Raw genomic sequence first — 21,380 nt, 5'->3', positions numbered from 1 at the left:
TGCGGCGGGATATCCAGCCGCAGCCACTTCCCGCATCACACCAATGGACACACCCATGGCTGAGATAAACCAGGGAGTGCGTGAGACCGTGAATTCTCAAGCAGCCCAAGCTTTCTACAGGACACTCTCGCAGGCTGCGATCAGCGCCCTGACACCCATCGCGGCAGTTCTCGTCGCACTCGCCTTCGGCGCCCTGCTGCTCTGGCTCAACGGCTTCAACGGCAGCGACGTCGTCACCGTCATGGTCTTCGGCTCGTTCCAGGACATACGCTCGGTCGGAGAAATTCTCCTGAAGGCGACGCCGCTGATCCTGATCGGTGCAGGGCTGTGCGTCGCGTTTCGCTGCTCGATCTGGAACATCGGCGCCGAAGGCCAGCTCTATGTCGGAGCGATCGCCGCAACCCTTGTCGGCACCAGCATCGACGGCCTATCCGTCTGGGTGCATGCGCCGCTTGTGATGTTGGCGGGGGCGCTTGCGGGCGCCGCCTGGGCTGGCATAGCCGGCTATCTGAAGGTGCGCTTTCAGGCAAGCGAGATCGTCACCACCATCATGCTCAACTACATCGCCCTCATCCTCACGAGCTATCTCGTCACCGGTCCGATGCGCGATGCGAGTGCCGCCTATCCGCAATCGGCAAGGCTGGTGCGCGAAGCCTGGACGCCACGCCTGGTAACCGACCTTAGGCTTCACATCGGCATCCTCGTTGCGGTGGTTCTGGCGGTTGCGCTGTACATCTTCCTGCGAAGAAGCAGCCGCGGCTTTGCGCTGCGCGTCGTCGGTCTCAACCCGCATGCCGCCCGCTATGCCGGCATGAACGTCGCCAGGAACGTCATGATCGCGATGTGCATCAGCGGCGCGATGGCAGGCCTTGCCGGCGCCTTCGAGGTGGCGGGCGTCACACGTCGGCTCTACCAGAACATTTCGCCGGGTTATGGTTTCGAGGGCATCGCGGTGGCGCTCTTGGCCGGCAACAATCCGTTGGCGGCAATCCTGTCGGGCGGGCTTTTTGCGACGCTTCGCTCCGGCTCGGAAGTCCTCCAGATCACCTCACAGGTCCCGCAGGTCCTGGTGTTGGTCATTCAGGGCATCGTCATCCTCTCGGTCGTCGCCTTCGCAAAGCTGCGCGACATCCTCAGGACTGTGGCTTGAAAGCATGGAAACTCCCGCGTCGCCGTAGACCGCCCGCGGGAAAACAAAACTTTGGCGATATTCCTGGAGGGTCGAACCCATGGACGACATGATTTCTCTCACCTTTCTCGCAGCGCTCGTCGGCGCCGCCTGGAGGCTTGCCACCCCCCTGATCTTCGCCTCGATCGGCGAGGTCTTTTCCGAGCGCGCAGGCGTGCTCAACATCGGGCTCGAAGGCACGATGCTCGTCGGCGCCTTCTGCGGCTTCGCTGCGGCCGCAGCCACCGGCAACATTCCGCTCGGGCTATTGGCCGGCGTTGCCGGCGGCATGCTGTTCGGGCTCGTCTTCGCCGTCTTCACGATCACCATCAAGGCGGACCAGATCGTGGTGGGGGCGGCCCTCAACCTGCTCGGCATGGGCCTGACGGCCTTCCTCTTTCGCACCTATTACGTTTCGACCGGCAAGGGCATCGAGATCGCCCAGCCGGTCCACATACCCTGGCTGAGCGATCTGCCCTTTCTCGGGGAGGCGTTCTTCCGTCAGAACCTGATCGTCTATTCGACCGTGCTGGTCGCCATACTCGCCACCCTGATGCTTTACCGCACCTCCTTCGGCCTGACGCTTCGCGCCGTCGGCGAGCACCCGAAGGCCGTCGACGTCGCCGGTCGCAGTGTCGTCGGCTACCGCTATGCCGCCGTTCTCGTCGGTACAGGGCTTGCAGGGCTCGGTGGCGCGTTCCTCACGCTTGGCCATTCCAACCAGTTCGTCGAAGGCATCACCTCCGGCCGCGGCTTCATCGCCCTTGCCGTCGTGGTCTTTGCCCGCTGGTCGCCGATCGGCGCCTTCTTCGTCTCGCTGCTCTTCGGCCTCTTTTACGCCCTGCAGCTCATGCTCCAGGCGCAGGCATCGATCGTCGTGCCCTACCAAGTGCTGCAGGCGCTTCCCTACATCATGACGATCGTCACGCTCGTCGCCTTCCGCGGCAAGGGTGCCGCACCCAGCAAGCTTGGCCAGCCCTACGAGATGAGGTGATCGACATGTCGGCAAAACCGTTCCTGCGCATCGACAATATCCGCAAACGTTTCGGCCCTATCATCGCCAGCGACGGCGTTTCGCTCGAAATCGAGGAAGGCGAGATCCATTCGCTGCTCGGCGAAAACGGCGCCGGCAAGAGCGTGCTGATGAGCATGATCTGTGGCATGGTACGGCCGGATGAAGGCGAGATCGTCTACAAGGGACAATCGGTGCGCTTTGCAAGCCCACGCGACGCGATCCGCCAGCGGATCGGCATGGTGCACCAGCACTTCATGCTGGTACCGAACCTGACCGTGGCAGAAAACTACATCCTCGGCCAGGGTTCGGCGCTCAGCGTCATATCCGATATCGACAAGGTCCACCGAAAGATCCGCGCGCTTTCCGAGCGCTACGCCCTCGACGTGCGTCCCGACGCAATCGTCGAAGACCTCTCGGTCGGCGAGCAGCAGCGGGTGGAAATCCTGAAGGTGCTATTCCACGGTATCGACCTGCTCATCCTTGACGAACCGACCGCCGTTCTCACCCCGCAAGAGACCGACCGCCTCCTTTCGCTGATGGGTGATCTGGTGAAGGATGGGAAGACCGTCGTCTTCATTTCGCACAAGCTGGACGAGGTGATGCGGGTCAGCAATCGCATCAGCGTCATGCGTGACGGCCGCGTCGTCAATACGGTCAGGGTCGGGGAGACAAATGCGCGTGAGCTCGCGCGCATGATGGTCGGTCGGGAGGTGCGCATGGAGCTCCCGCGTAGCCCCAAACCGCCAGGTCGTATCGTGCTTTCGGTGGAAAACCTCACCTGCCGCGCCGAGACCGGCCTTCCGGCCGTGCGCGGCGTGAGCCTCGATGTACGCGCCGGCGAAATCGTCGGCATAGCAGGCGTTTCCGGCAACGGCCAGACGGAACTATCGCTCGCGCTCTCCGGCCTGCTGCCGGTCGATTCCGGGCGCGTCGTTCTCAACGGAAACGATATAACCGGGCTCGACCCGGCAGAAATCAATGCCAGGCGTTTTTCCCACATTCCGGAAGACCGCCACAAGCACGGCATCGTCTTGCCGCTGTCGCTCAGCGAAAACACCATTCTGCAGCGTTACGACCAAAAACCGTTCGCGACGGGGGGCATGCTCAACCGCAAGGTCATCGGCGAGCACACCCGCGACCTGATCAAGCGGTTTCGCGTGAAGAGCCGGGACGAGAACCAGCCGATCGCAGCACTTTCAGGCGGCAACCAGCAAAAGCTCGTCGTCGCGCGGGAGCTGGCGCGCGATCCCGATTTCATCCTCGTCAATCAGCTCGCGCGCGGCATCGATATCGGCGCGATGGAGTTCGTGATGGAGGAGATGCTGCGCCAGCGCGACAGCGGCCGCGCCATTCTGCTGATCTCCACGGAACTCGAGGAGCTGTTTGCAATCTGCGACCGCATCGTCGTCATGTTCCACGGCGAAATCCTTGGCGAACTGCCGCCCGACCGCGCCCGTCTCGACGAACTCGGCCTGCTCATGGCCGGCAACAAAGAGCAAGCCGCACTTGCGGGGTAGACAAGCCGAGGTCTGGCAGGCTTTGATGGGAGCGATGTAACGGGAGGCCGCGCGTATATGAACATAACCCTGCGGCAACTCAGGGCCTTCATTGCTGTGGCCGAGCTCGGCCAGTTCAACATCGCCGCACGCAACCTCCATCTCACCCAGTCCGCGGTCAGCATCCTCATCCGGGATCTGGAACGGGAGATCGGCGTGCGCCTGTTCGACCGGCACACGCGCATGGTCTCCCTCACCCTGGTCGGCCAGGAATTCCTGCCCCAGGCGCGCAAGATCATGAAGGACCTCGAGCTTGCCGTTGGCGACGTGCGCGACAACGCTTCGCTGAAGCGTGGGCAAGTGACGATCGCCGCGGCGATCGTGCTTGCCGCAACGGTCGTACCGCCGATCATCGCCAGATTCCTGAACAAGTATCCGGAGATCTCCGTCAACATTCGCGACATGCCGGAAGAGCAGATAACCCCGGCGCTCAAGCGCCACGAGGTCGATATCGCCGTCGGGACCCTTTCGGAGGAAGACCCCGAAATCGCCGCCACCCCGCTGCTGCGCGACAAACTGATGCTCGTCTGCCGCGAGGATCACCGGTTTGCCAAGCGCAAATCCGTGCGCTGGGCCGAGCTCAAGGACGAAACGCTAATCACGCTTGCCGCCTCCAACCCTTTGCGCAACATCGTCGAGCACAACCTCATTCGCGTCGTGCCGAACTACCGGCCAAAGTACGAGGTACGCTTTTCGACAACGGCGATCAGCATGATTGCCGCCGGAATGGGCGTTTCGGTGCTACCGGAAAACTCCGGACAGCTCGCCTCGGCCGTCGGTGTAACGACAGTCGATCTCATTGACCCCATCGTCATGCGTGACGTCTCTTTGCTTCAACGGCGCCACCACAGCCTCTCGCCCGCCGCCGAGCATCTGAAAGCGGCCTTCATCGCCAGCGTTGCGAAACAGGTCTGAGGCCTGGGAAACGGCCGGTCGTCTCGCTGCCCAGCGCCGTCCGGGCACTTTTCTCCTACGCGCAAAGGCTTGAACTCACACCAATTGCTGTGCGGGAAACCCCTAGGCAGCGCTCCGTTTCAGACATGCACGTTTGTTCGCTGAACGACGCAATGACGAAAACTGCGCGGGAATTCTGTGGTTCCCGTTCGGGCGCGCGTTTTCCTCAGCGTTATATTTCTTGAAACATAACGCTAATTGGGTTTACCTGTGATGAAAGGCCCGTTCGCGGATGTGCAATGCGGACGGCCGCGTCGCGAAGTGCCAGCAACTGCCCTAGCTCCGGAACGCCCATGCCCACGTTGCCCCGTCTCAAATCCCACGGTGTCCCCCTGCCTGCCGCAGCCTTGTCCTTCGCTGCATCCCCGGATGGCCACACACCCAAGATCAGTGCCCATCGCTTGCGGACCTGGGACATTGCCTCGACATTTCATTGCTCGATCATCGGCACCTGCCTGACGGCGGGAGAATTGCGCCAGGTCCTGATCAGGACCGGACAAGACGATGTGCGCACTGCGACGGACCATACCCTGCACGGTCGAGGCGTGTGGCTTGCTGGTCAACGGGATCAGGCGGCAAAGTTGCTCAACAAGGCGCTCGACAAGCGCCACGAGAGCAACATCAAGCGCATTCCCCGGCAGGCCGATCAAGACGAACTCCGAAACATCTGGCGCAATTCCTTCGAGCGCGGCGACATCGCCGGTCCGTATTGGGCACTGATGAGCCATCCGGGAACATCGCCAGCACTAATGCGCGAGATCTTCGGAGAAGTGCATATGCTGTCGCACCTTGTCGGCAGCGCAAGTCGGCTCGACATCGCACGACTGACAGAGCTGGAAAGGGAACTCGAACAGGAACGCGAACGAACCGCCCGGCAGGAGACGCGTCTGAAGGCGGCCGCCGATGAGCGGATCGCCCTGCAACAGCGCCTCCGGCGATTGGAGGAGCGAGCGATCCACGCCGAAGCAATCGCCGCGTCGGTCGCACCCTTGGCGCGCATTGCAAAAAGCACGAGGGGTCTATCCGCAAGCAACGAAGCGGACGTGACGCGCAACGAGGCCTTCGCCCAGCGCCTTGCCGCGTCTGAGGAGAAATCCGATGCTCTTCAGCGGGAACTGGAGCAGATGCAGGATCTGCGTTATGCGGTCCTACGCGAAAACGAAGCCCTCGAGACGGCAATCACAGCTCAGCTCAGAGACGACGGCAGCGCGCCGCCCGCACAGCTCAGCGGCCCCGTGCTCTATGTCGGCGGCCGACGCAATCTGTTTGATCATCTTCGAGCCTACGCAAGAGTGCGCAACATCGACCTCCTCCTCCACGACGGAGGCATGGAAGACAGCACGACGCTCTTGCCCGCCCTCGTCGGGCAGGCAGCGACGATCCTCTTTCCGGTCGATCACATCAGTCACTCGGCGGTGGGCCTGGTCAAACGCCTTTGCCGCGAGCAGCAAAAACAATACCTGCCGCTTCGCTCTGCCGGACTTGCCAGTTTCCTCACGGCCATCAGCGGCGCCGGCGGCGCCTATGGACGTTTCTAGCTCCGGTGGTCTGCCGACGGCCGGTTAACGAGAGAGCCTCGTTTACCGGACGATAAGGAACAATCCGCTGACGATGGCAAAGCCCAGAACGGCGATCCGAAGACCGCGGCCGCCGATGCGGCCATGCACGTGCTTTGAGACCGCGCTTCCGAGCAGAACCGCCGGCGTCAGGTAGAGGGCGACGAGCAGTTGCTCTGACCCAACGCGCCCGGATATGGCCAGCACGACGAGGGACATGACCTCGCCGACGAAGAAGCAAAGGGCCACCGTTGCCCTTAGCACCGGCGCCTTGGCATGCTGGTAGAGCAGCGCAAGCGGCGGGCCGCCGATACCCGTGGCAGTTTCGGTGACGCCCGTAAACAATCCGACCCCGAGCGCACTCGGCCTGTTCGGCGTGAACGGCGGGGCTATGAGCGCGGTGACGGCTGCGACCACCGTGAACACACCGACGGCAAGATCCAGTTGTTCGATGGAAAGCGCTGCCAGCAGCCAAAGGCCAGCAAACGTTCCCGCGAAGCGTCCGATCGTGATCCAGGTCGCGCCTGACCAGTCGACATGGGCACGCTCTCGCGCCGCCACATGCAGATTGAGCGGCAGCATCAGCAAAAGCAGGGTCACCGGCAGAAGATCGGGCTTCAGCATACCGACGATCGGCGCGACGATCAGGGCGAAGCCAATGCCGAGCGCCCCTTGAATGAAGGCCGAAACTAATGTCACGGCAGCCAGAACGGCAAGAAGACCAAGACTCATCGGTATTGTCCAAGGCGGCGATGTGCTTCGGAGAGCGGATGAATGCGCTGGATCGGCGCTTCGGCAATGGCGGTCGCCGTTTCGCCTCTCACCTCTTCGAGCAGTGCCCGGGCGTCCCAATCAATCGGCCAGCCTTGCCAAAGCCGAAGCTGGCCGCTGGTAAAGACCGCGTCGATCTGATCGCGATTGCCGTAGCGGACAAGCTCCCACGTCAGATCGTGCGAGGGCGTGAACTCGGGTCGATCGAGGTCGACGAGCAGGAAATCGGCGGCAAGACCTTCGGTGATCGAGCCGGTCACATGAGACAGGCCTGCAGCGTCTGCGGCGCCGGATGTTGCCCGGTCGAGCCACAGCCAGCCGCCGCCGCAGGAAGAATCCCCCGTTGCAAGACCAAACCCCGCGCGCTGGAGGCCCTCGGCTGCGTCCATCAGACGGAACGCGTCGGCGCGGGTTCCGTCCGTTCCGAGCCCGAACCGCATGCCGAGCGCTGCCATTTGCAGGGCTGGTGCGACGGCATTCCCCTTCCACAGGGTGGCGACGGGATTGTAAGCGACAGCCGTGCCTGTCTCGCGCAAAAGATTGAGTTCATGCGGCGTGACGAGCGTCGAGTGCGCGAGGAGGACCTGAGGCCCAAGAACGCCCAGATGCGCCAGGTGCTCGATCGGTCGCAATCCTTTCGCTGCCAACGAGCGTTCGACGGCAACAAGGTGTTCGTTGACATGGGTCTGGAACACCACCCCGGACGCGGCTGCCAATTCGGAAACCGCTTTGAGCATTCCGTCAGTTGCGGCCTCCGGGATCGAAATCGCCAGCGAGGGATGGATCAGCGGGTCCTGCCTGTAGGTGGAGACGTGCTCTTCCGCCTGGCGCAGGATGACGCCGGGTTCGGCGATCTGCGCACTTCCCGAAAGATCGTTGCAGATAAAGCCGACGACGCTGCGAAGCCCCACCTCCCCTGCAGCCCGCACCAGAGCGCCGACATGACCCTTTGAGCGGGTGCCGGCATCGACGGCGGTCGTGAACCCCCCACGCAGCGCTTCCAATGCGGCAAGCTTTGCCGAGAGATAGACCATGCGCTCGTTGAGACTGCCTTCCAGCGGCACCCAGATCCGCCGGAAGATTTCCGACGGTTCTCCAAAGACGAGGGCCTTGCCAAGCGACTGGGTCAGGTGCGTATGGGTATCGACGAAACCGGGCATCAGGAGATGGTTGGGCAGGTCGATCGGAACAATCTCGGGGAAGTCCCGGGCGATCGCTTCCACGGTATCGATCCGCTGAAAGACGCCATCGCGCACGACGATGGCTTTTCCGGTGCGCGGGCCATCCGGCAGAAGAACTTGTCCTGGGCGCAGCATGAGGTCGCCGGCGGTCGATAGTTGTTGGCGGATTGCGCTCACTCGCTTGCTCCTTGAGTGGTGGATTGCAGGGGCGCCGCCGCAATTTCGGATCGTCCGGCTTGGCCCCAATGTGAAAAGATGGCGTTGACGACGACGGCGGTGATCGTGCCTGCGGCAAGTCCGTTGCCGAGGATCATCTGCGTCCATTGCGGAAACTGGCTGTAGACACCGGGCACCAGGATCGGCAGCAGACCCATCGAGAGGGCGGCCGCGAGGGTGAACATGGGGCCATGTTCGCGCAGATCGACGCGACGCAGGAGGTCGATCCCGATGACGCCAATAATCGAAAAGACGATGACTGCCGTGCCGCCGACGACGGCCTCAGGCAAAGCCGTGGCCATCCGGCCAATCGGGGCGAAGAGCGCGATGAGAACGAGGATGGCGCCCGCCATCGCGGTCACATAGCGAGACTTGACGCCGGTCGCGCGCACGATACCGACGTTCTCGCCGCTGGTGATGATCAGCGATGTGCCGAACAGGCCACCGACGAGCGACATCAGTGCATCGCCGCGGATGGTCGAAGGCACGATCGCATGGGCATCTCCCCGGCGGCCGACGATTTCAGCCGTCGCGATCGTCTGACCGGTCGCCTCCGCCATGGAAATGATCGAGAACACGATCAGCGGGATGGCTGCGACGAGGTCGAACTTCGGCATGCCGAAGGGAAATAATTGCGGAACGGCGATGACCGGCCCGGTGAACACACCCGACAGATCCATGTGGCCGATGGCGAGCGCGACGAGCGCACCACCGACCAGTCCGAGCATGACGGCGAGCCGCTGGAGCGTTCCAGAAAAGACCCGCGCGGCAGCGACTGTAAGGATCATGGTGATCAGTGCCAGTCCGACCTCGACGGGCGCTGCGAAGCCCTCGCTGCCAGGCTTTCCGGTGATGGTCACGCCATAGATGCGCACAAGATTGACGGAGACCAGCAACAGCATCGTTCCAACGACGATCGGCGGAAAGTAACGCAGCAGCCTGCGGAAGACCGGCAGCGCCAGAAAGTAAAAGAGAGCCGTTACGATGACGGCACCGACGGCTGTCTGGATGTCCGTCTGCTGGGCGATCGCCAGAAAGATGGCAATTGGCGCGCCTCCCGGCACCATCACGAAGGGCAGGCGTGCACCAAACCCCTTTGGCCCGAAACTCTGGAGCATCGAGCCAAGGCCACAGACGAAAAAGGTTGCGCTGATGAGCGAGACTGTCACCGCGTCCGAAAACCCAAGGGCCTTGCTGACAAGAAAGACGGCGGTGATGGGAGACGCGGCCATCACCAGCACGTGTTGAAGGCCAAACAGGAACAGGCTGCGAAGCGGCTGCCCCTCATCGACCGGCTCGACCACTCCATTCAATTCACTCTGCATGTTTTCCTCCTCCCGGCCTCCTCAAGCCGTTATGCAAATCGTTTTGCATGCGCATCCACTAACACACAATCGCGCCTTTGCAAATCGTTTTGCTTCGGTGCGATCGGCGTGATAGAAGACGTTCATCGGAGGGCTGATGGGAAAACCTACTATCGCCGACCTTGCCAAGGCGGCTGGAGTCTCGGTCACAACTGTTTCGCACGCGTTCAGCGGCCGACGTTACGTCGAGCCGGAAACGCGCAAGCGCATCGAAACGCTGGCGCAGGAAATGGGCTATCGTCCCAATCACCGTGCGCAGCGTTTGCGCACCGGCAGAGCCGGATCTATCGCACTGGTTTCATCGATGCCCTTTGCGGTGGCCGCCGGACCGTCGAGGCTGGGCTTCCTCATGGAAATTGCTGCTGCCGCCGCCGTGACGGCTTTTGCCAGGGGTATTTCCCTTTGCCTCGTTCCTCCACTCGGGCCCCGCGACCGCCTCGACGCGCTTGAGGTGGACGGCGCCATCGTCGTGGAGCCGGAACGAGACGACCCGGTGCTGGATTTCTTTTCGTCCCGCGGGACCGAGGTCGTGTGCATCGGGCGTGCGCCCGGCCGAGACGATCTTCCGTTCGTGGATTTGCAGAGCGCCGCAACGGCGCATCTGCTGCTCGATCACCTGCTTGCGGGCGACGGTCAGGTCGGCTTGATAACGGGTGAACAAAGGCGCAATTCCTATATCGAGATGGAGGCTGTGTATGCGCAGCGCATGGCCGGAAGCGGCTTTACGCCACGCGCCATCCGCATCGACGAACAGGGGGGCGAAGAAGCGGCAGCAATCGCTGCTGAAAGCTTGCTGCGCGCCAATCCCTCGATCTCGGCCCTTTGCGTGCCGGTCGACGCCTTTGCGACAGGCGTTCTCAACGCGGCCCGCGCCACCGGTCGCCAGATCCCCCACGACCTTCGGATCGCGACCCGCTATGACGGCATGCGCGCCAAACTCGCCACCCCTCCGCTGACCGCAGTTGATCTGCACCTTGGTGAGGTGGCAGGAGCCGCAGTCAACCTGCTCTTGGCGCGATTGGAGCAGGTGAACGTCGAACCAAGTGATCTCTCGCCACCAGGTCTGATCCTGCGACCCTCTTCGATGATTTCGTGTGATACCATCTGAGGAACGCTCAAGCCGAGAGCGCGATGGCCGGACAGCCGCGCGGCCGCGTTTAACGTCGTGACTGTCGCGCCGTCGCCATTGCCGCCTTTATCCAGGGTCTAAACGGCCCCTGGTATGAAGGAAGAAGGTCCGGCTCAGCAAATTAAGTTTTGCCAACATGCGCGATTGCCGCTAAGGCAGGCGCTGGATATGGTGCTCCGGCAAAACGCAGAGCACTCAGCTGACGAGGATGACTATGGCAACCGGTACCGTAAAGTTTTTCAACCAGGACAAGGGTTTTGGCTTCATCACGCCTGACAATGGCGGACCGGACGTTTTTGTCCATGTGTCGGCGCTTGAGGGCGCAACGTCACTGCGCGACGGTCAAAAGGTCAGCTATGAACTTGGCCAGGACCGCAAGACCGGAAAATCGAAGGCCGAAAACGTCAGGTCAGCCTGAACTTCGGATACCAAGCTTCGGGAATTCGCTTGATTCCGGCCGCGCCAGCGGCCGGGAAATATTATGATGTCGTCTCGCGAGGCCGTCGGGTCCTCCTTTTTTGCAGGCGATCCCAACGCACAAAACGGAAACTGAGCGCATAATTCTGGTCCGGCTAACTTCTCTGAAGCTTCCGGCTCACCCTCGACACGCACGCCACGCGCTCTGGCAACGTTCACACCACCGGATATGGCCGGTTTCCGGGTCTCCCCGTCGTCGCCTTGCTGGCGATCGTCGGCCAGTCATTCCGGTCCGGTGGCTTTTGCGATCGAAAGCTGCCGGGAGAAACGCCTGCAACACAGATTTCTCGCCCACCCGCTCATTGTTCAAACAGCATTCGGCAAAAATCGCGGTTTCCCTTGCAATACTTGCCTTGCCGAGGGGTGCCAAGTGGTGTGCCTGGGAAGCCCAGAGCGCATACGCAGCCTCCCGTCCCCCCAAACGAGAGGCAGCCAGAAAGTTACCGGCAGATTTCGAGCCGACGAACAGGGTGCTGCGCTCACCGTAGCTGGTAAGCGGTTTGCCGGCGACCTGCGCGCCGATTGGCCGATTGACGCCAAGGGGACCCTGGCGCTTCCTTTGTGACGCCATGAGAAACGCCATGTCATCTCCGTTTAGAGCGGCGCGCCCCACATATTGTACCCGGACGTACGCTGTCCCGCGGCGCGTCATATCCAGCATCTCTGCTGCCTTGCTGGAAATATCGATCAAACGTCCTTTGTGGAAAGGGCCACGATCATTGACGCGCACAACGACCGACGAGCCGTTTGTGAGATTTGTCACCCGCACGTAGCTGGGCAAGGGAAGTGTCGGATGCGCGGCGGAGAGGCGGCCCGGATCGTAAGTCTCGCCATTTGCGGTCCGCCGCCCTTGAAACCCCCGAGCGTACCAGGAGGCAATGCCGCTTCGATCGTAGCCCGGTTCCTCCTTCGGATAGTAACGCTTGCCTTTGACCACGTAAGGCTTGCCGACAGTATAATGGCCGGCACGCTGCGAGGTTCTTTTGCCGGAAGCATCTGGCATTTTGACATAGACACGGTGCAGCGTGGCGGGAGAATGCGCCTTCAGGCTGGTCATGTCGGGCGTAAATGTCGTGGTGCAGGCTCCACCGAACGCACAGAACATCGTAATTGCCAACCAGCGCATGACTTTAACGGTCGCTGCTATTCCATCTCCCATCCCGTTCACCATCGACTGCAACTCGACACACGCGATCGCAATGCGCAGTGGAGACGCGAGACAGGCGACGCAGCAGTGAGGGGCTGGTCGACACCAGGCGCAATCTGGGGCGTGCCGTTGGTCCGCTCCATCTATGATACCTCGGTAAAATGAGGCTACGAGCGAATGGTTCCGCCCTCCCGACCCAGGGCATATCTGCCCGACCGTTACGATCAGAGGCGGAAATAAAAAGTCGAGTTCGTCGACTGTGTCGCACCGATGAAAGAGCACCGTCTATTTGGGTGTCAGCCGGCGGAAGCGAAACGATGGCTGAAACGCATCGAAGGCGAACTTACCCTCGCAGACGAACAAAGCCGGCGCTTCGCCCCGGCCGCCGATTTGTGCCGTACCCTGCTTACGAACCGCAGACCGGGAGGTCAGGCGAAACTTCTAGCCTTGAAAATGGGAAGGAAGTTTTCGCCCGGCGCCTCCGCCGGTCTTTCCCCGGCTCTTTGGCGATCTCCGCTCAAAAGTCGCCAGTGGCTCTTCTTCTCTGTCTTCGAAGCCCAAGGTCGTTACCGCCGGCAGGTCGCACCGAAACCTGTCTGCTCTCTTGAGGAATACGCCATATGTCTGATCGCTGGCCGTTTCCAAAGGCTGCGCGAACCGCGGTTTCTGTTACGCCGCCTTATCCGACGACAGGGCGACCACGGTGGCCGGAAACCTCAGCACCCGCGTCGGACGACAGTGCGAGAAAGCGAAGCGCCGACACGAAGCCTATGGCGGCGATAAAGAGGAAGGCGGCGCGAATATCCGGAAGCATATTATAATCGCCTCCTCCCCCGCCCAGATAGGATGCGAAGCGAATGACGGCTGCGGCAACGGCGATGCCAAGCAGTTGGGAGAGTTGCTGCAGCATCGCCGAAATCGTCGTCGCCGCGCTTCGCTGAGCAGGCGGTACATCCGCGAAGGCGATCGTCGTCAGCGCCGTAAACTGCATCGAGCGGGAAAGGCCGCAGGCAATCAGCAGCACCCACATGACAATGCGCGGCGTTTCTCCGTCGACGAATGCGAAGGCACCGATCGTCGTGGCGGCGATCATGCCATTTACGACAAGAAGGCTGCGGAAGCCGAAAAGACGCAGAGCCGGTGTGGTGACGCTCTTCATCAAAAGGTTGCCGAGAAAGTAGACGAAGACCAGCGAGCCCGTCTCCACCGCATTGAAACCCAAACCAACCTGGAAGAGCAGCGGCAGCAGAAATGGCGTCGCATTGACGGCAAGCCGCCCGGCGGTGCCCGCCGAAAGCGTTGCGAAGGCGAAAGTCGGGATCTTCAGCACTGTCATGTCGAGCAGGGGATGCGCAGCGCGCCGCAGATGGCGGACTGCAAAAAAGCCGGCGAAAAGACCGGCCACCAGAAGGCCAAGTGAAGCGGTCCCACCCGAGGATGAACTGGAAAGCTCCAGACCGCCAAGGGTGAGTGCGAGCGCGCCTCCAGTCAGCAAGACGCCGGTCACATCAAAGGGCCGCGCTCCCTCCGCAGGCACGCGCGGCACGAAAAAGGCAACGAGCACGACACCGAATATGCCGAGAGGCAGATTGATGAAGAAGTTCCACTCCCAGCCGGCGTGGGTTGTAATCCAGGCACCGATCAGAGGCCCGATGACGGGGGCAATCAGAGCCGGCCAGGTGATGGTGGCGATTGCCCGCACCAATTCCGCCTTCGGTGCATCGCGCAGTACGAGCTGACGCCCAACCGGCGTCATCAGCGCTGCGGACGCACCTTGGAAGAGCCGAGCCACGGTGAATTGACCAAGCGACGCCGAGAAGCCGCAAGCAACGGAGGCGAGCGTGAACAGCGCGATAGCGGCAAGAAAGACCTCTCGCGCGCCAAAACGCTCGGCGAGCCATCCGGCCGGCGGAATAAACACGGCCATCGCAAGAAGATAGGAGGTGAAGCCAATGTTGAGCGCCACCACATCCGTCGCGAAGGCCTTGGACATGGCCGGCAGCGAGGTTGCGATGATCGTGCTGTCGAGCATCTGCATGAAAAAGGCCACGGCCACGACGGCCGGGACGATGCGGGTGCGGTGAAACGGAAGTGGAGAAGAGGAAATGGAGGACATCATTCAAGAAGAAGAGAGGGCGGAGACGCAGGTGCGCCGCCGCCCGAACCTACAGGATCAATTGCTGGCAGCAACTCTTTTTAGAGCTGCGTCGTAGAAGGAGCGGTCAATCCAGCTCTCATAATTGACTTTGCCCTTCAGCAGCCCGGCCTCGGCCATGAAGGCCTCCTCCCCCTGAAGCGCTTTCACTGCCGCATCCGTGATTTCCGGGTCCTGGAAGAACTTTCCATCCGGGTAGGTGGCGCGGACTGCCTTGTCACTGCTGCCTGTCTCCTTGACAAAGATCGTAGTCGTCTCTTCCGGGTTGGCGTCGGCCCAGCGGGCAGTCGCAATATCGACAGCCAGCAGACGTGTCACGATTTCAGGATACTTGCGGGCGAATTCACCGTTGACGCTGAGAAGATGTGGAACCGCCCAATCGGGGCTGCCCGACACGCCGGCGTCGAAGATCACCCGCGCTCCGCCCTTTTCAACAAGCGTCTGCACCGGGCCGGTGCTTTCCACGATGGCATCGACGTCACCACGGGCCAGCGCCGGGCCGGAACTGTCGATACCGAGGTTCAGGCTTTCCACGTCCGCGAGGGAAAGACCTGCGGCCTGCAGGGCCTTGGCGAAGGTCGAATGACGCACCGTGCCTGAGAGATAGGCGACCTTCTTGCCCTTCAGGTCCTCAATCTTCTGGATCGCAGACTCCGGCTTGACGACGATCTGCGTCTCGTTCGAACGGTTCCAGCTCGAAAGGCCGATGAGCTTCACGTCGGCCCCGGTCGCCGCCAGACGAAGCGACGGGTTGTTGCCGATATAGGTGAAGTCGATCGCTCCCGAACCGAGCGCAACCGTTGCAGCGGAACCGCCATCGAATGTCGTCAGCTCGATCTTGATGCCGTCCTTGGCGAACTCGTCTTCCAGCAGTTTCTTGTTGCGATAAAGGATGAATTTCAGGTGGCCCGGCGCGGTCGAGCCGATGCGGATGACCTCGGGCTTCGCGTCGTCGGCAAAGGCCGGCGCGCCACCCGCCGCCGGCAGGAACGATAGCGCCAAGGCGAGCTTCAACAATGTGCGGCGGAGTGAATTCGATGTCATGGATGGATCCTTTCGAAATCGCGTGTTCGTTGGAAGAGAGGCTGGGGCTCAGTTCGGGCCGCTTTCGCCGTCGCCGCGCCAGCGGGTGGCGCGTCGTTCCCCAGCGACGAGCAAGTAGTTCAGCAGGAGGCCGATGATCGTCAGCGTCAGGATGCCGGCATACATCCGGTCTGTTTCCAGCATCAGCGACGAATTCTGGATGAGGTAGCCGATGCCGGATTGGGCCGCGAGCATCTCCGCGGCGATGACCGAAAAGAGCGAGGTCTTCACACCAAGCCGAGCGCCCGCGACAATCGAGGGAACGGCCGAGGGCAGAATGACCTTCTTGAAGAGATCCCAGTCAGACGTTCCCATGGAACGCGCTGCCTTCACCAGCAGTGGATCGACCGACTTCACACCGACGATGGTGTTGATCAGCAGGAAGAAGACGGCCGCGTAGAATGTGATGGCGATCTTTGACGCCTCGCCGATGCCGAGCAAAAGGATGAAGACCGGCAGCAGCGCGAACTGCGAGGTATTGCGCAGGGTCTGGACGAGAAAGTCCGAGGCCTTTTCGAAGAGCGGATAGCGCCCCATCAAAAGACCAAGCGGTACGGCGACAACAACGGCAAGCGAAAAGCCGATCGCGGCGCGCTGCAGGCTGATGCCGATGTGGTCGGCAAGCTGACCCGAGGCGATCATCTCCCACAGGACCGAGAGCACCTGGCTGAGTGGCGGGAAGAACAGCGCGTTGATCCAGCCGGCGCGTGGCGCGATCTCCCAGAGAAGCGCGAAGGCGACGAGCGCCGGCAGGCCCAGCGTAATGGTTGAGAAGGCTTCACCGAGAACCGTCGGCGGGTTCTCCGCGGCGCGCTTTCGGCGCGATGAAAATGTCCGGCGGAGCGGCAGGTTACGGTCGGCGATCAGACTCATCGGATCCTCCCTTAGTTGGTATAGTTGGATGCGAGCGCCCAATCGCGCTGGGCCTTGACGACCTCGTCACGCAAGCTTTCCCAGACGCGGCCCCGATAGGCATTGAAGGCCGCGCTGTTGCGGATATCGAGGTCGCGCGGGCGCGGCAGGTCAATCTCGACGATTTCCTTGACGCTCGCCGGGCGCGCTGTCATCACGACCACGCGGTCGGCGAGGTAGATCGCCTCGTCGATCGAATGGGTGACAAATACGACGGTCGTCTTGATCTGTTCCCAAATGCGCAACAGTTCGCTTTGCAGGATGTCGCGCGTCTGGGCGTCAAGAGCCGCGAAGGGCTCGTCCATCAGCAGCACCTGCGGATCGGTGGAGAGCGCCCGGGCGATTGCCACGCGCTGCTGCATGCCGCCGGAAAGCTGCGAGGGGAAGCGGTCTTCGAAGCCCTTGAGGCCGAAGAGATGCAGGAAATGACGTGCCTTCTCGCGACGCGCCGCCGCCGGCACACCACGCACCTCCAGGGCATATTCGATGTTCTGCAGCGCTGTTCGCCAGGGAAAAAGCGCATATTGCTGGAAGACATAGGCGGTGCGGGCATGCGGTTTGGAGACCTCGATGCCGTCGATGCGAGCGACGCCCGAGGTCGCTTCGGTCAATCCGGCAATGACATCGAGCAGCACCGACTTGCCGCTGCCGGACGGCCCGACCAGCGTGATGAATTCGCCGCGTTTGATGGTCAGGTCGACGCCATCCAGCACCGCAATGCGGCTCGAGGCGACACCGTCCACCGTTACGGTCTGGCCCTGTTTGAGCGTAAAGATCTTGCGCAGCGCGCTGACAGCTATGCGTTCCATGGTCGAACTCCCTTCAAACCTGCGCCACGCGGATGTGACGGGTCGGATCATCTTGCGCGCCGCCGGCGCGGCCGCGGTTCCACCCGAGCGAGCGGGCGTAGGCGCCAAAAAGGTCGCGTTCCAGCACCTCGGCCTCCGCGATGCCTGTTGGTCCGTGCGCCGCCTCGGCGACATAGAGCGCATCCGTCGGACAATAGATTTCGCAGAGAAAACAGGTTTGGCAGTCGTCTTGCCGGGCAATGATCGGCAGACCCGTTTCGTCGCGATCGAAGACGAAGGCGGGACAGATCCGTTCGCAGATATCGCAGCGGATGCAGCGGTCGACGGAGATAACCTCGATCATCGCTCAGCCCTCCCGAACCGTCTCGAAAGCGAGGTCTTCACGCACGGCGCTCACCTGATCGAGCCCGGAGACGACGGTGCGGCTCGCCTGCCCGTCGTCCTCGGTCGGAAAGTCACTCCGGCGGTGCACGCCCCGGCTTTCCGTGCGCAAGAGCGCAGCCGCGACCGTCCAGCGGGCGCTCGCCGTAACCGACGCCACCTCTCGTGCGCGAAGTCGGTCGATGCCGACCGCTGGCTTTGCCTGGTTGAGGCCGGCCCACACGCCTTCCAGAATGCGGTGACTTGTCTCCAGGGCGCTGGCCTTGCGCCAGTAACTCCTGTCGAGCGGCACGATCTCCTCGTGCACCGCGCGGGCGGCGGCCGCGAGATTGACGTCTTCACGTTCGCCGGCGCCGCGCAAACCCGTCGACCCGAGCGGCCGCAAGCGCGCGGCATCACGGGACTTTCTGCTGCTCGCATGCCGGGCGGCGCCGTGACCGGCCCACCAGCCGCTGGCAATCGCCCAGGAGGCATTGATGGCGCCGCCACCGGAAACCCCACCCGTCACGTTTTCGCGGCTCGCCGCGTCGCCGGCGGCGTAAAGCCCGGTAATGTCGGTGCCACAGTCGGACGAGACGATGCGGATACCGCCGGTGCCGCGCACGGTGCCCTCGTATTTGAGGTCGACCCGGAACAGGTGCTCGAAGGGATTGATCCCCATCCGGTCGTAAGGCTGAAAACAGTTCGGCTGGCCACGACGCAGCCAGTCCTGCATCGCGGGTTCGGCAAGATCGAGCCGGGCATAGACCGGGCCGGACAGCAGGGCCTCGGCCACTTGCCGCTCGCCGCCGCCGATACCGTTCGTCACCGGCTCACCGCGGGCGTCGCGCAGCACCTCGCCGTTCTCTCGGTAGAAGGTCGCCCAGCGAAAAGGCAAACCCTTGTTCAGCGAGGAACCGTGCGGGGCGAGCGTGTATTTGCCGGTGAATTCCATGCCGGAAAGGGACGCGCCGGCCTCTGCGGCGAAGAGATAGCCATCACCGGTGAGCCCCGTGCCACCGAGGATGCGTTCGAAGAAGGCGCAGCCGCCGGTGGCAAGCACGACGGCACCGGCCGATACGGAGAAGCTTGCGCCATTGCGGCGAGAAAGCCCCGCAGCCCCCCCGACATGATGATCGTCGCCAAGCAGTTCCAGGATAGGATGGTGGTCAAGGATCGTGACACCGGCCTTGTGCACACGCTGGCGCATGAAGCGCATGTAGTCAGGACCGCGCAGGTTGGCGATATAGAGGTTGCCATCCTCTTCGCTCGGAAAGGGATAGCCCCATTCGACGAGCTTCAGGAGGTTTTCGTAGGCGCGGTCAGCCGCGCGCAACATCCAGCGACGATCGGCAAGGCCGGCAGTGCGCTTGAAACGTTGCTCGACCGAGGCTGCGCGCCCTTCTCCCGGCGGCACACACCACGTTCCCGTGTTGGACGGAGCCGTGGCACCGCTCGTGCCGTGATAACCCTTGTCAGCCAAGACGACGCGCGCGCCGGTCTCGGCAGCGGAAAGCGCCGCCCAGGCGGCGGCGGGGCCCCCACCGACAACCAGCACGTCCGTTTCGATGTGGCGCCCGTCTTCGGTGGGCTGTTCCTTGCGACGCGATGCCATGATGTCCCGGTGTAGAAAAGGAAGCGTTGGCCGGCTGTACGGCCGGCCGTTTCACGATTGCGGATCAGGCTGCGGTGGAGAACCAGGACGGTTCGTTGCCAGCCGACCACTTGATGTTGCAGCCGATCGAGGGCACCTGGCCGGCGCCGACAGCTTCGCCCTTCAGGACCGCGTCGACCGCAGCGCGCAGATCCGCGCCCGTCACATCCTTGCCGTTGCCGGGCCGGGCTTCGTCGAACTGGCCGTGATAGGCAAGCTTGCGATCTCGGTCATAGAGAAAGAAGTCCGGAGTGCAGGCCGCACCAAAGGCCTTGGCGACACTTTGCGACGCGTCCTTCAGATAGGGGAAGCCATAGCCGTGAGTCTTTGCCTCTACACCAATCCGCTCCAGCGTTTCTTCCGGATGCGTCTTGGCGTCGTTGCTGTTGATCGCGACGACGGCAAGCCCCTGCGTGGCATAGTCGCGCGCAAATTTCGCCAGTTCCTCGCGGATCAACACCACGAAGGGGCAGCGGTTGGAGATGAAGGCGACGAGCAGCGCCGGGCTGTCCTTGAACTCGGCCAACGTGAACAGGTTGCCATCGGCATCGGGCAACGTGAAGTCCGCCGCGCGGGTTCCAAGTGTAATGGGATTGGATTCGGTTTTGGGCACGGTATCCTCCTGGCAAGCCAATAGAAATATTACCTCATAAAACACATAGATTTTATAGATATAAATTTTCTCCGGATTGCAGGCCGCGGAGATAATCTTGCTGCGCAAGGACACAAGGCTCGGATTCTCGTTTCGGAGCGGCGGTCTTTTGGCAGCGCGCGCGTCGGTCGATCTCGCGAAGTTCTACGGCGCATGAGCGGACAACAATCGCTCCAGGCGCGAACCACGCCCCCGGCCAGGCTCATCTCGCAAAACGAGCAGACGCGTGGCGACTTTCACAGGGGGGAGCGTGCGGCGCCCCAGGAAGGCCTCCTGACTCTGGCGCTTCAAACATCGATTCGACGAAAATCTTCCAAGTCCAGTTCCGAAACCGCGATTATTTTTCTTCTTAATTGGTAGATTTTCTATAATTTAAAGGCGATCTACGCTGTGGAAGGAGAGCGATGTGAGCCTCGACGTCCGCGTGACCGCCAATCAGGACGCACGCCCCAAACACACCCCCTCGGTTGATCTGCCGGCCCCGGCCATTCTTCCCGGTGATCAGGCCCTTTTCTTGAGTGAAACGATCGGCGGGCTCGACGAAGGAGCGCATTTTCTCGATGCCCTTGCCCCCGACGAATGGACGAGGCTGAGAGCGCAGGGCCGCCAGCTTGCGTTTCGAACGGGTGAAGCAATCTTCAACCAGGGCGACGGGCACGGCGGTATTTTCATCATCGAAGCCGGCGACGTCAGGGTCTTTTACACCGCACCGTCGGGGCGCGAGATCACATTGGCCTACTGGACGAAGGGCCATTTTATCGGCGGCCCGGAAATGACGGGCGGCGGGGTGCACATCTGGTCGGGAGAAGCTCTTAGCGACTGTCGTATCCTCTTCCTTCCCGCGCCAGCGCTGAAGAAGCTGGTCGTCGAGATGCCAAATTTCGCGCTCTGTCTGCTGCAGGGGCTGGCCGCCAAGGGACGGTGCTATTCGGCTATGGCGCAGATGCTGGGCACCCGCTCCGTCATCGAACGCCTTGCCCAGTTCCTGATCAATCTCGGCGATCTGCACGGGGTGCGGGACGGGCGAGCCATCATCATCAACGCGAAGGTCACCCATGACCAGATCGCCGCCATGGTCGGTTCGACCCGCCAATGGGTGACGATGATGATGAAGCGGTTCCAGAAGGACGGACTTGTATCCGTGTCGCCGCGCCACATTCGCATCGAGCGCCCGCATGCCTTGATGGAGATGGTGTCGAAGCGCGGCGCGTGAGATTGCGC

At 62.2% G+C, this 21,380-nt stretch carries 19 protein-coding genes; 8 read left to right on the top strand and 11 right to left on the bottom strand.

All coding sequences use genetic code 11. The features are described 5' to 3' along the window. The first annotated feature begins 55 nt into the window (after positions 1-55). The 5 genes from FA04_RS29665 (at position 56) to FA04_RS29645 (ending at position 6,231) form a co-directional block, all read left to right on the top strand. Entirely contained in the window at positions 56-1,150 is a 1,095-nt protein-coding gene (locus tag FA04_RS29665) for an ABC transporter permease (RefSeq protein ID WP_051659225.1), read from the top strand. A 79-nt stretch (positions 1,151-1,229) separates the two neighbouring features. After that, positions 1,230-2,162, top strand: coding sequence for an ABC transporter permease (locus FA04_RS29660; RefSeq protein ID WP_034791733.1), 933 nt, complete (start codon positions 1,230-1,232; stop codon positions 2,160-2,162). Between the two features lie 5 nt (positions 2,163-2,167). Beyond that, on the top strand, positions 2,168-3,700 hold the full coding sequence (locus FA04_RS29655; RefSeq protein WP_034791879.1) for an ABC transporter ATP-binding protein: 1,533 nt from the start codon (positions 2,168-2,170) through the stop codon (positions 3,698-3,700). A 57-nt stretch (positions 3,701-3,757) separates the two neighbouring features. Continuing rightward, complete coding sequence (locus FA04_RS29650) at positions 3,758-4,654, top strand: LysR family transcriptional regulator (protein ID WP_034791732.1); 897 nt, start codon at positions 3,758-3,760, stop codon at positions 4,652-4,654. Between the two features lie 332 nt (positions 4,655-4,986). Then, entirely contained in the window at positions 4,987-6,231 is a 1,245-nt protein-coding gene (locus FA04_RS29645; RefSeq protein WP_167550729.1) for a DUF2325 domain-containing protein, read from the top strand. Between the two features lie 42 nt (positions 6,232-6,273). Here FA04_RS29645 and FA04_RS29640 read toward each other — a convergent pair whose 3' ends face one another. Genes FA04_RS29640 through FA04_RS29630 form a run of 3 tightly spaced genes read right to left on the bottom strand, consistent with a single transcriptional unit; the run spans position 6,274 to position 9,742 of the window. Beyond that, positions 6,274-6,981 (bottom strand): sulfite exporter TauE/SafE family protein, encoded by a 708-nt coding sequence (locus tag FA04_RS29640; RefSeq protein ID WP_034791730.1) that lies wholly within the window; start codon positions 6,979-6,981, stop codon positions 6,274-6,276. After that, entirely contained in the window at positions 6,978-8,378 is a 1,401-nt protein-coding gene (locus FA04_RS29635) for an amidohydrolase (protein ID WP_034791728.1), read from the bottom strand. The genes FA04_RS29640 and FA04_RS29635 overlap by 4 nt, the downstream gene beginning before the upstream one ends. Then, a complete protein-coding gene (locus FA04_RS29630; protein ID WP_034791726.1) occupies positions 8,375-9,742 on the bottom strand; it encodes a uracil-xanthine permease family protein in 1,368 nt (455 codons plus the stop codon). The genes FA04_RS29635 and FA04_RS29630 overlap by 4 nt, the downstream gene beginning before the upstream one ends. A 136-nt stretch (positions 9,743-9,878) precedes the next feature. On the opposite strand from FA04_RS29630, the gene FA04_RS29625 reads away from it, so the two are divergent. Both FA04_RS29625 and FA04_RS29620 read left to right on the top strand, forming a co-directional pair. Further along, positions 9,879-10,889 carry a substrate-binding domain-containing protein gene (locus FA04_RS29625; protein WP_034791724.1) on the top strand — a complete coding sequence of 337 codons (1,011 nt, stop codon included), beginning with the start codon at positions 9,879-9,881 and terminating at the stop codon, positions 10,887-10,889. A 235-nt stretch (positions 10,890-11,124) separates the two neighbouring features. Next, positions 11,125-11,328: a cold-shock protein gene (locus tag FA04_RS29620; protein ID WP_034791723.1), complete on the top strand. Its 204-nt coding sequence runs from the start codon at positions 11,125-11,127 to the stop codon at positions 11,326-11,328. Positions 11,329-11,505: 177 nt separating this feature from the next. Here the strand turns inward: FA04_RS29620 and FA04_RS34675 are convergent, their stop codons facing one another. From FA04_RS34675 to FA04_RS29580, 8 genes are all read right to left on the bottom strand, one after another. Further along, the gene (locus FA04_RS34675; protein WP_060644060.1) at positions 11,506-12,558 is read right to left on the bottom strand and encodes a septal ring lytic transglycosylase RlpA family protein; all 1,053 of its coding nucleotides are present in this window, start codon (positions 12,556-12,558) and stop codon (positions 11,506-11,508) included. Between the two features lie 655 nt (positions 12,559-13,213). Next, positions 13,214-14,653 (bottom strand): MFS transporter, encoded by a 1,440-nt coding sequence (locus tag FA04_RS29610; RefSeq protein WP_034791677.1) that lies wholly within the window; start codon positions 14,651-14,653, stop codon positions 13,214-13,216. 54 nt (positions 14,654-14,707) lie between these two features. Then, positions 14,708-15,733, bottom strand: a complete 1,026-nt coding sequence (locus tag FA04_RS29605) for an aliphatic sulfonate ABC transporter substrate-binding protein (protein ID WP_034791668.1) — start codon at positions 15,731-15,733, stop codon at positions 14,708-14,710. 48 nt (positions 15,734-15,781) lie between these two features. Further along, entirely contained in the window at positions 15,782-16,645 is an 864-nt protein-coding gene (locus tag FA04_RS29600) for an ABC transporter permease (RefSeq protein ID WP_034791665.1), read from the bottom strand. A gap of 11 nt (positions 16,646-16,656) precedes the next feature. Then, positions 16,657-17,493, bottom strand: a complete 837-nt coding sequence (locus FA04_RS29595; RefSeq protein WP_034791663.1) for an ABC transporter ATP-binding protein — start codon at positions 17,491-17,493, stop codon at positions 16,657-16,659. A 13-nt stretch (positions 17,494-17,506) separates the two neighbouring features. Continuing rightward, a complete protein-coding gene (locus tag FA04_RS29590; RefSeq protein ID WP_034791661.1) occupies positions 17,507-17,836 on the bottom strand; it encodes a 4Fe-4S dicluster domain-containing protein in 330 nt (109 codons plus the stop codon). 3 nt (positions 17,837-17,839) lie between these two features. Further along, the gene (locus FA04_RS29585; protein ID WP_034791632.1) at positions 17,840-19,468 is read right to left on the bottom strand and encodes an FAD-binding protein; all 1,629 of its coding nucleotides are present in this window, start codon (positions 19,466-19,468) and stop codon (positions 17,840-17,842) included. A gap of 64 nt (positions 19,469-19,532) precedes the next feature. Further along, complete coding sequence (locus FA04_RS29580; protein ID WP_034791617.1) at positions 19,533-20,120, bottom strand: thioredoxin family protein; 588 nt, start codon at positions 20,118-20,120, stop codon at positions 19,533-19,535. A gap of 511 nt (positions 20,121-20,631) precedes the next feature. Here FA04_RS29580 and FA04_RS29575 point away from each other — a divergent pair. After that, on the top strand, positions 20,632-21,372 hold the full coding sequence (locus tag FA04_RS29575) for a Crp/Fnr family transcriptional regulator (protein WP_034791875.1): 741 nt from the start codon (positions 20,632-20,634) through the stop codon (positions 21,370-21,372). Positions 21,373-21,380: the final 8 nt, after the last annotated feature.

Source organism: Ensifer adhaerens, assembly GCF_000697965.2.
GTDB lineage: Bacteria > Pseudomonadota > Alphaproteobacteria > Rhizobiales > Rhizobiaceae > Ensifer > Ensifer adhaerens.
This window is presented reverse-complemented; position numbering and strand designations above follow the sequence as displayed.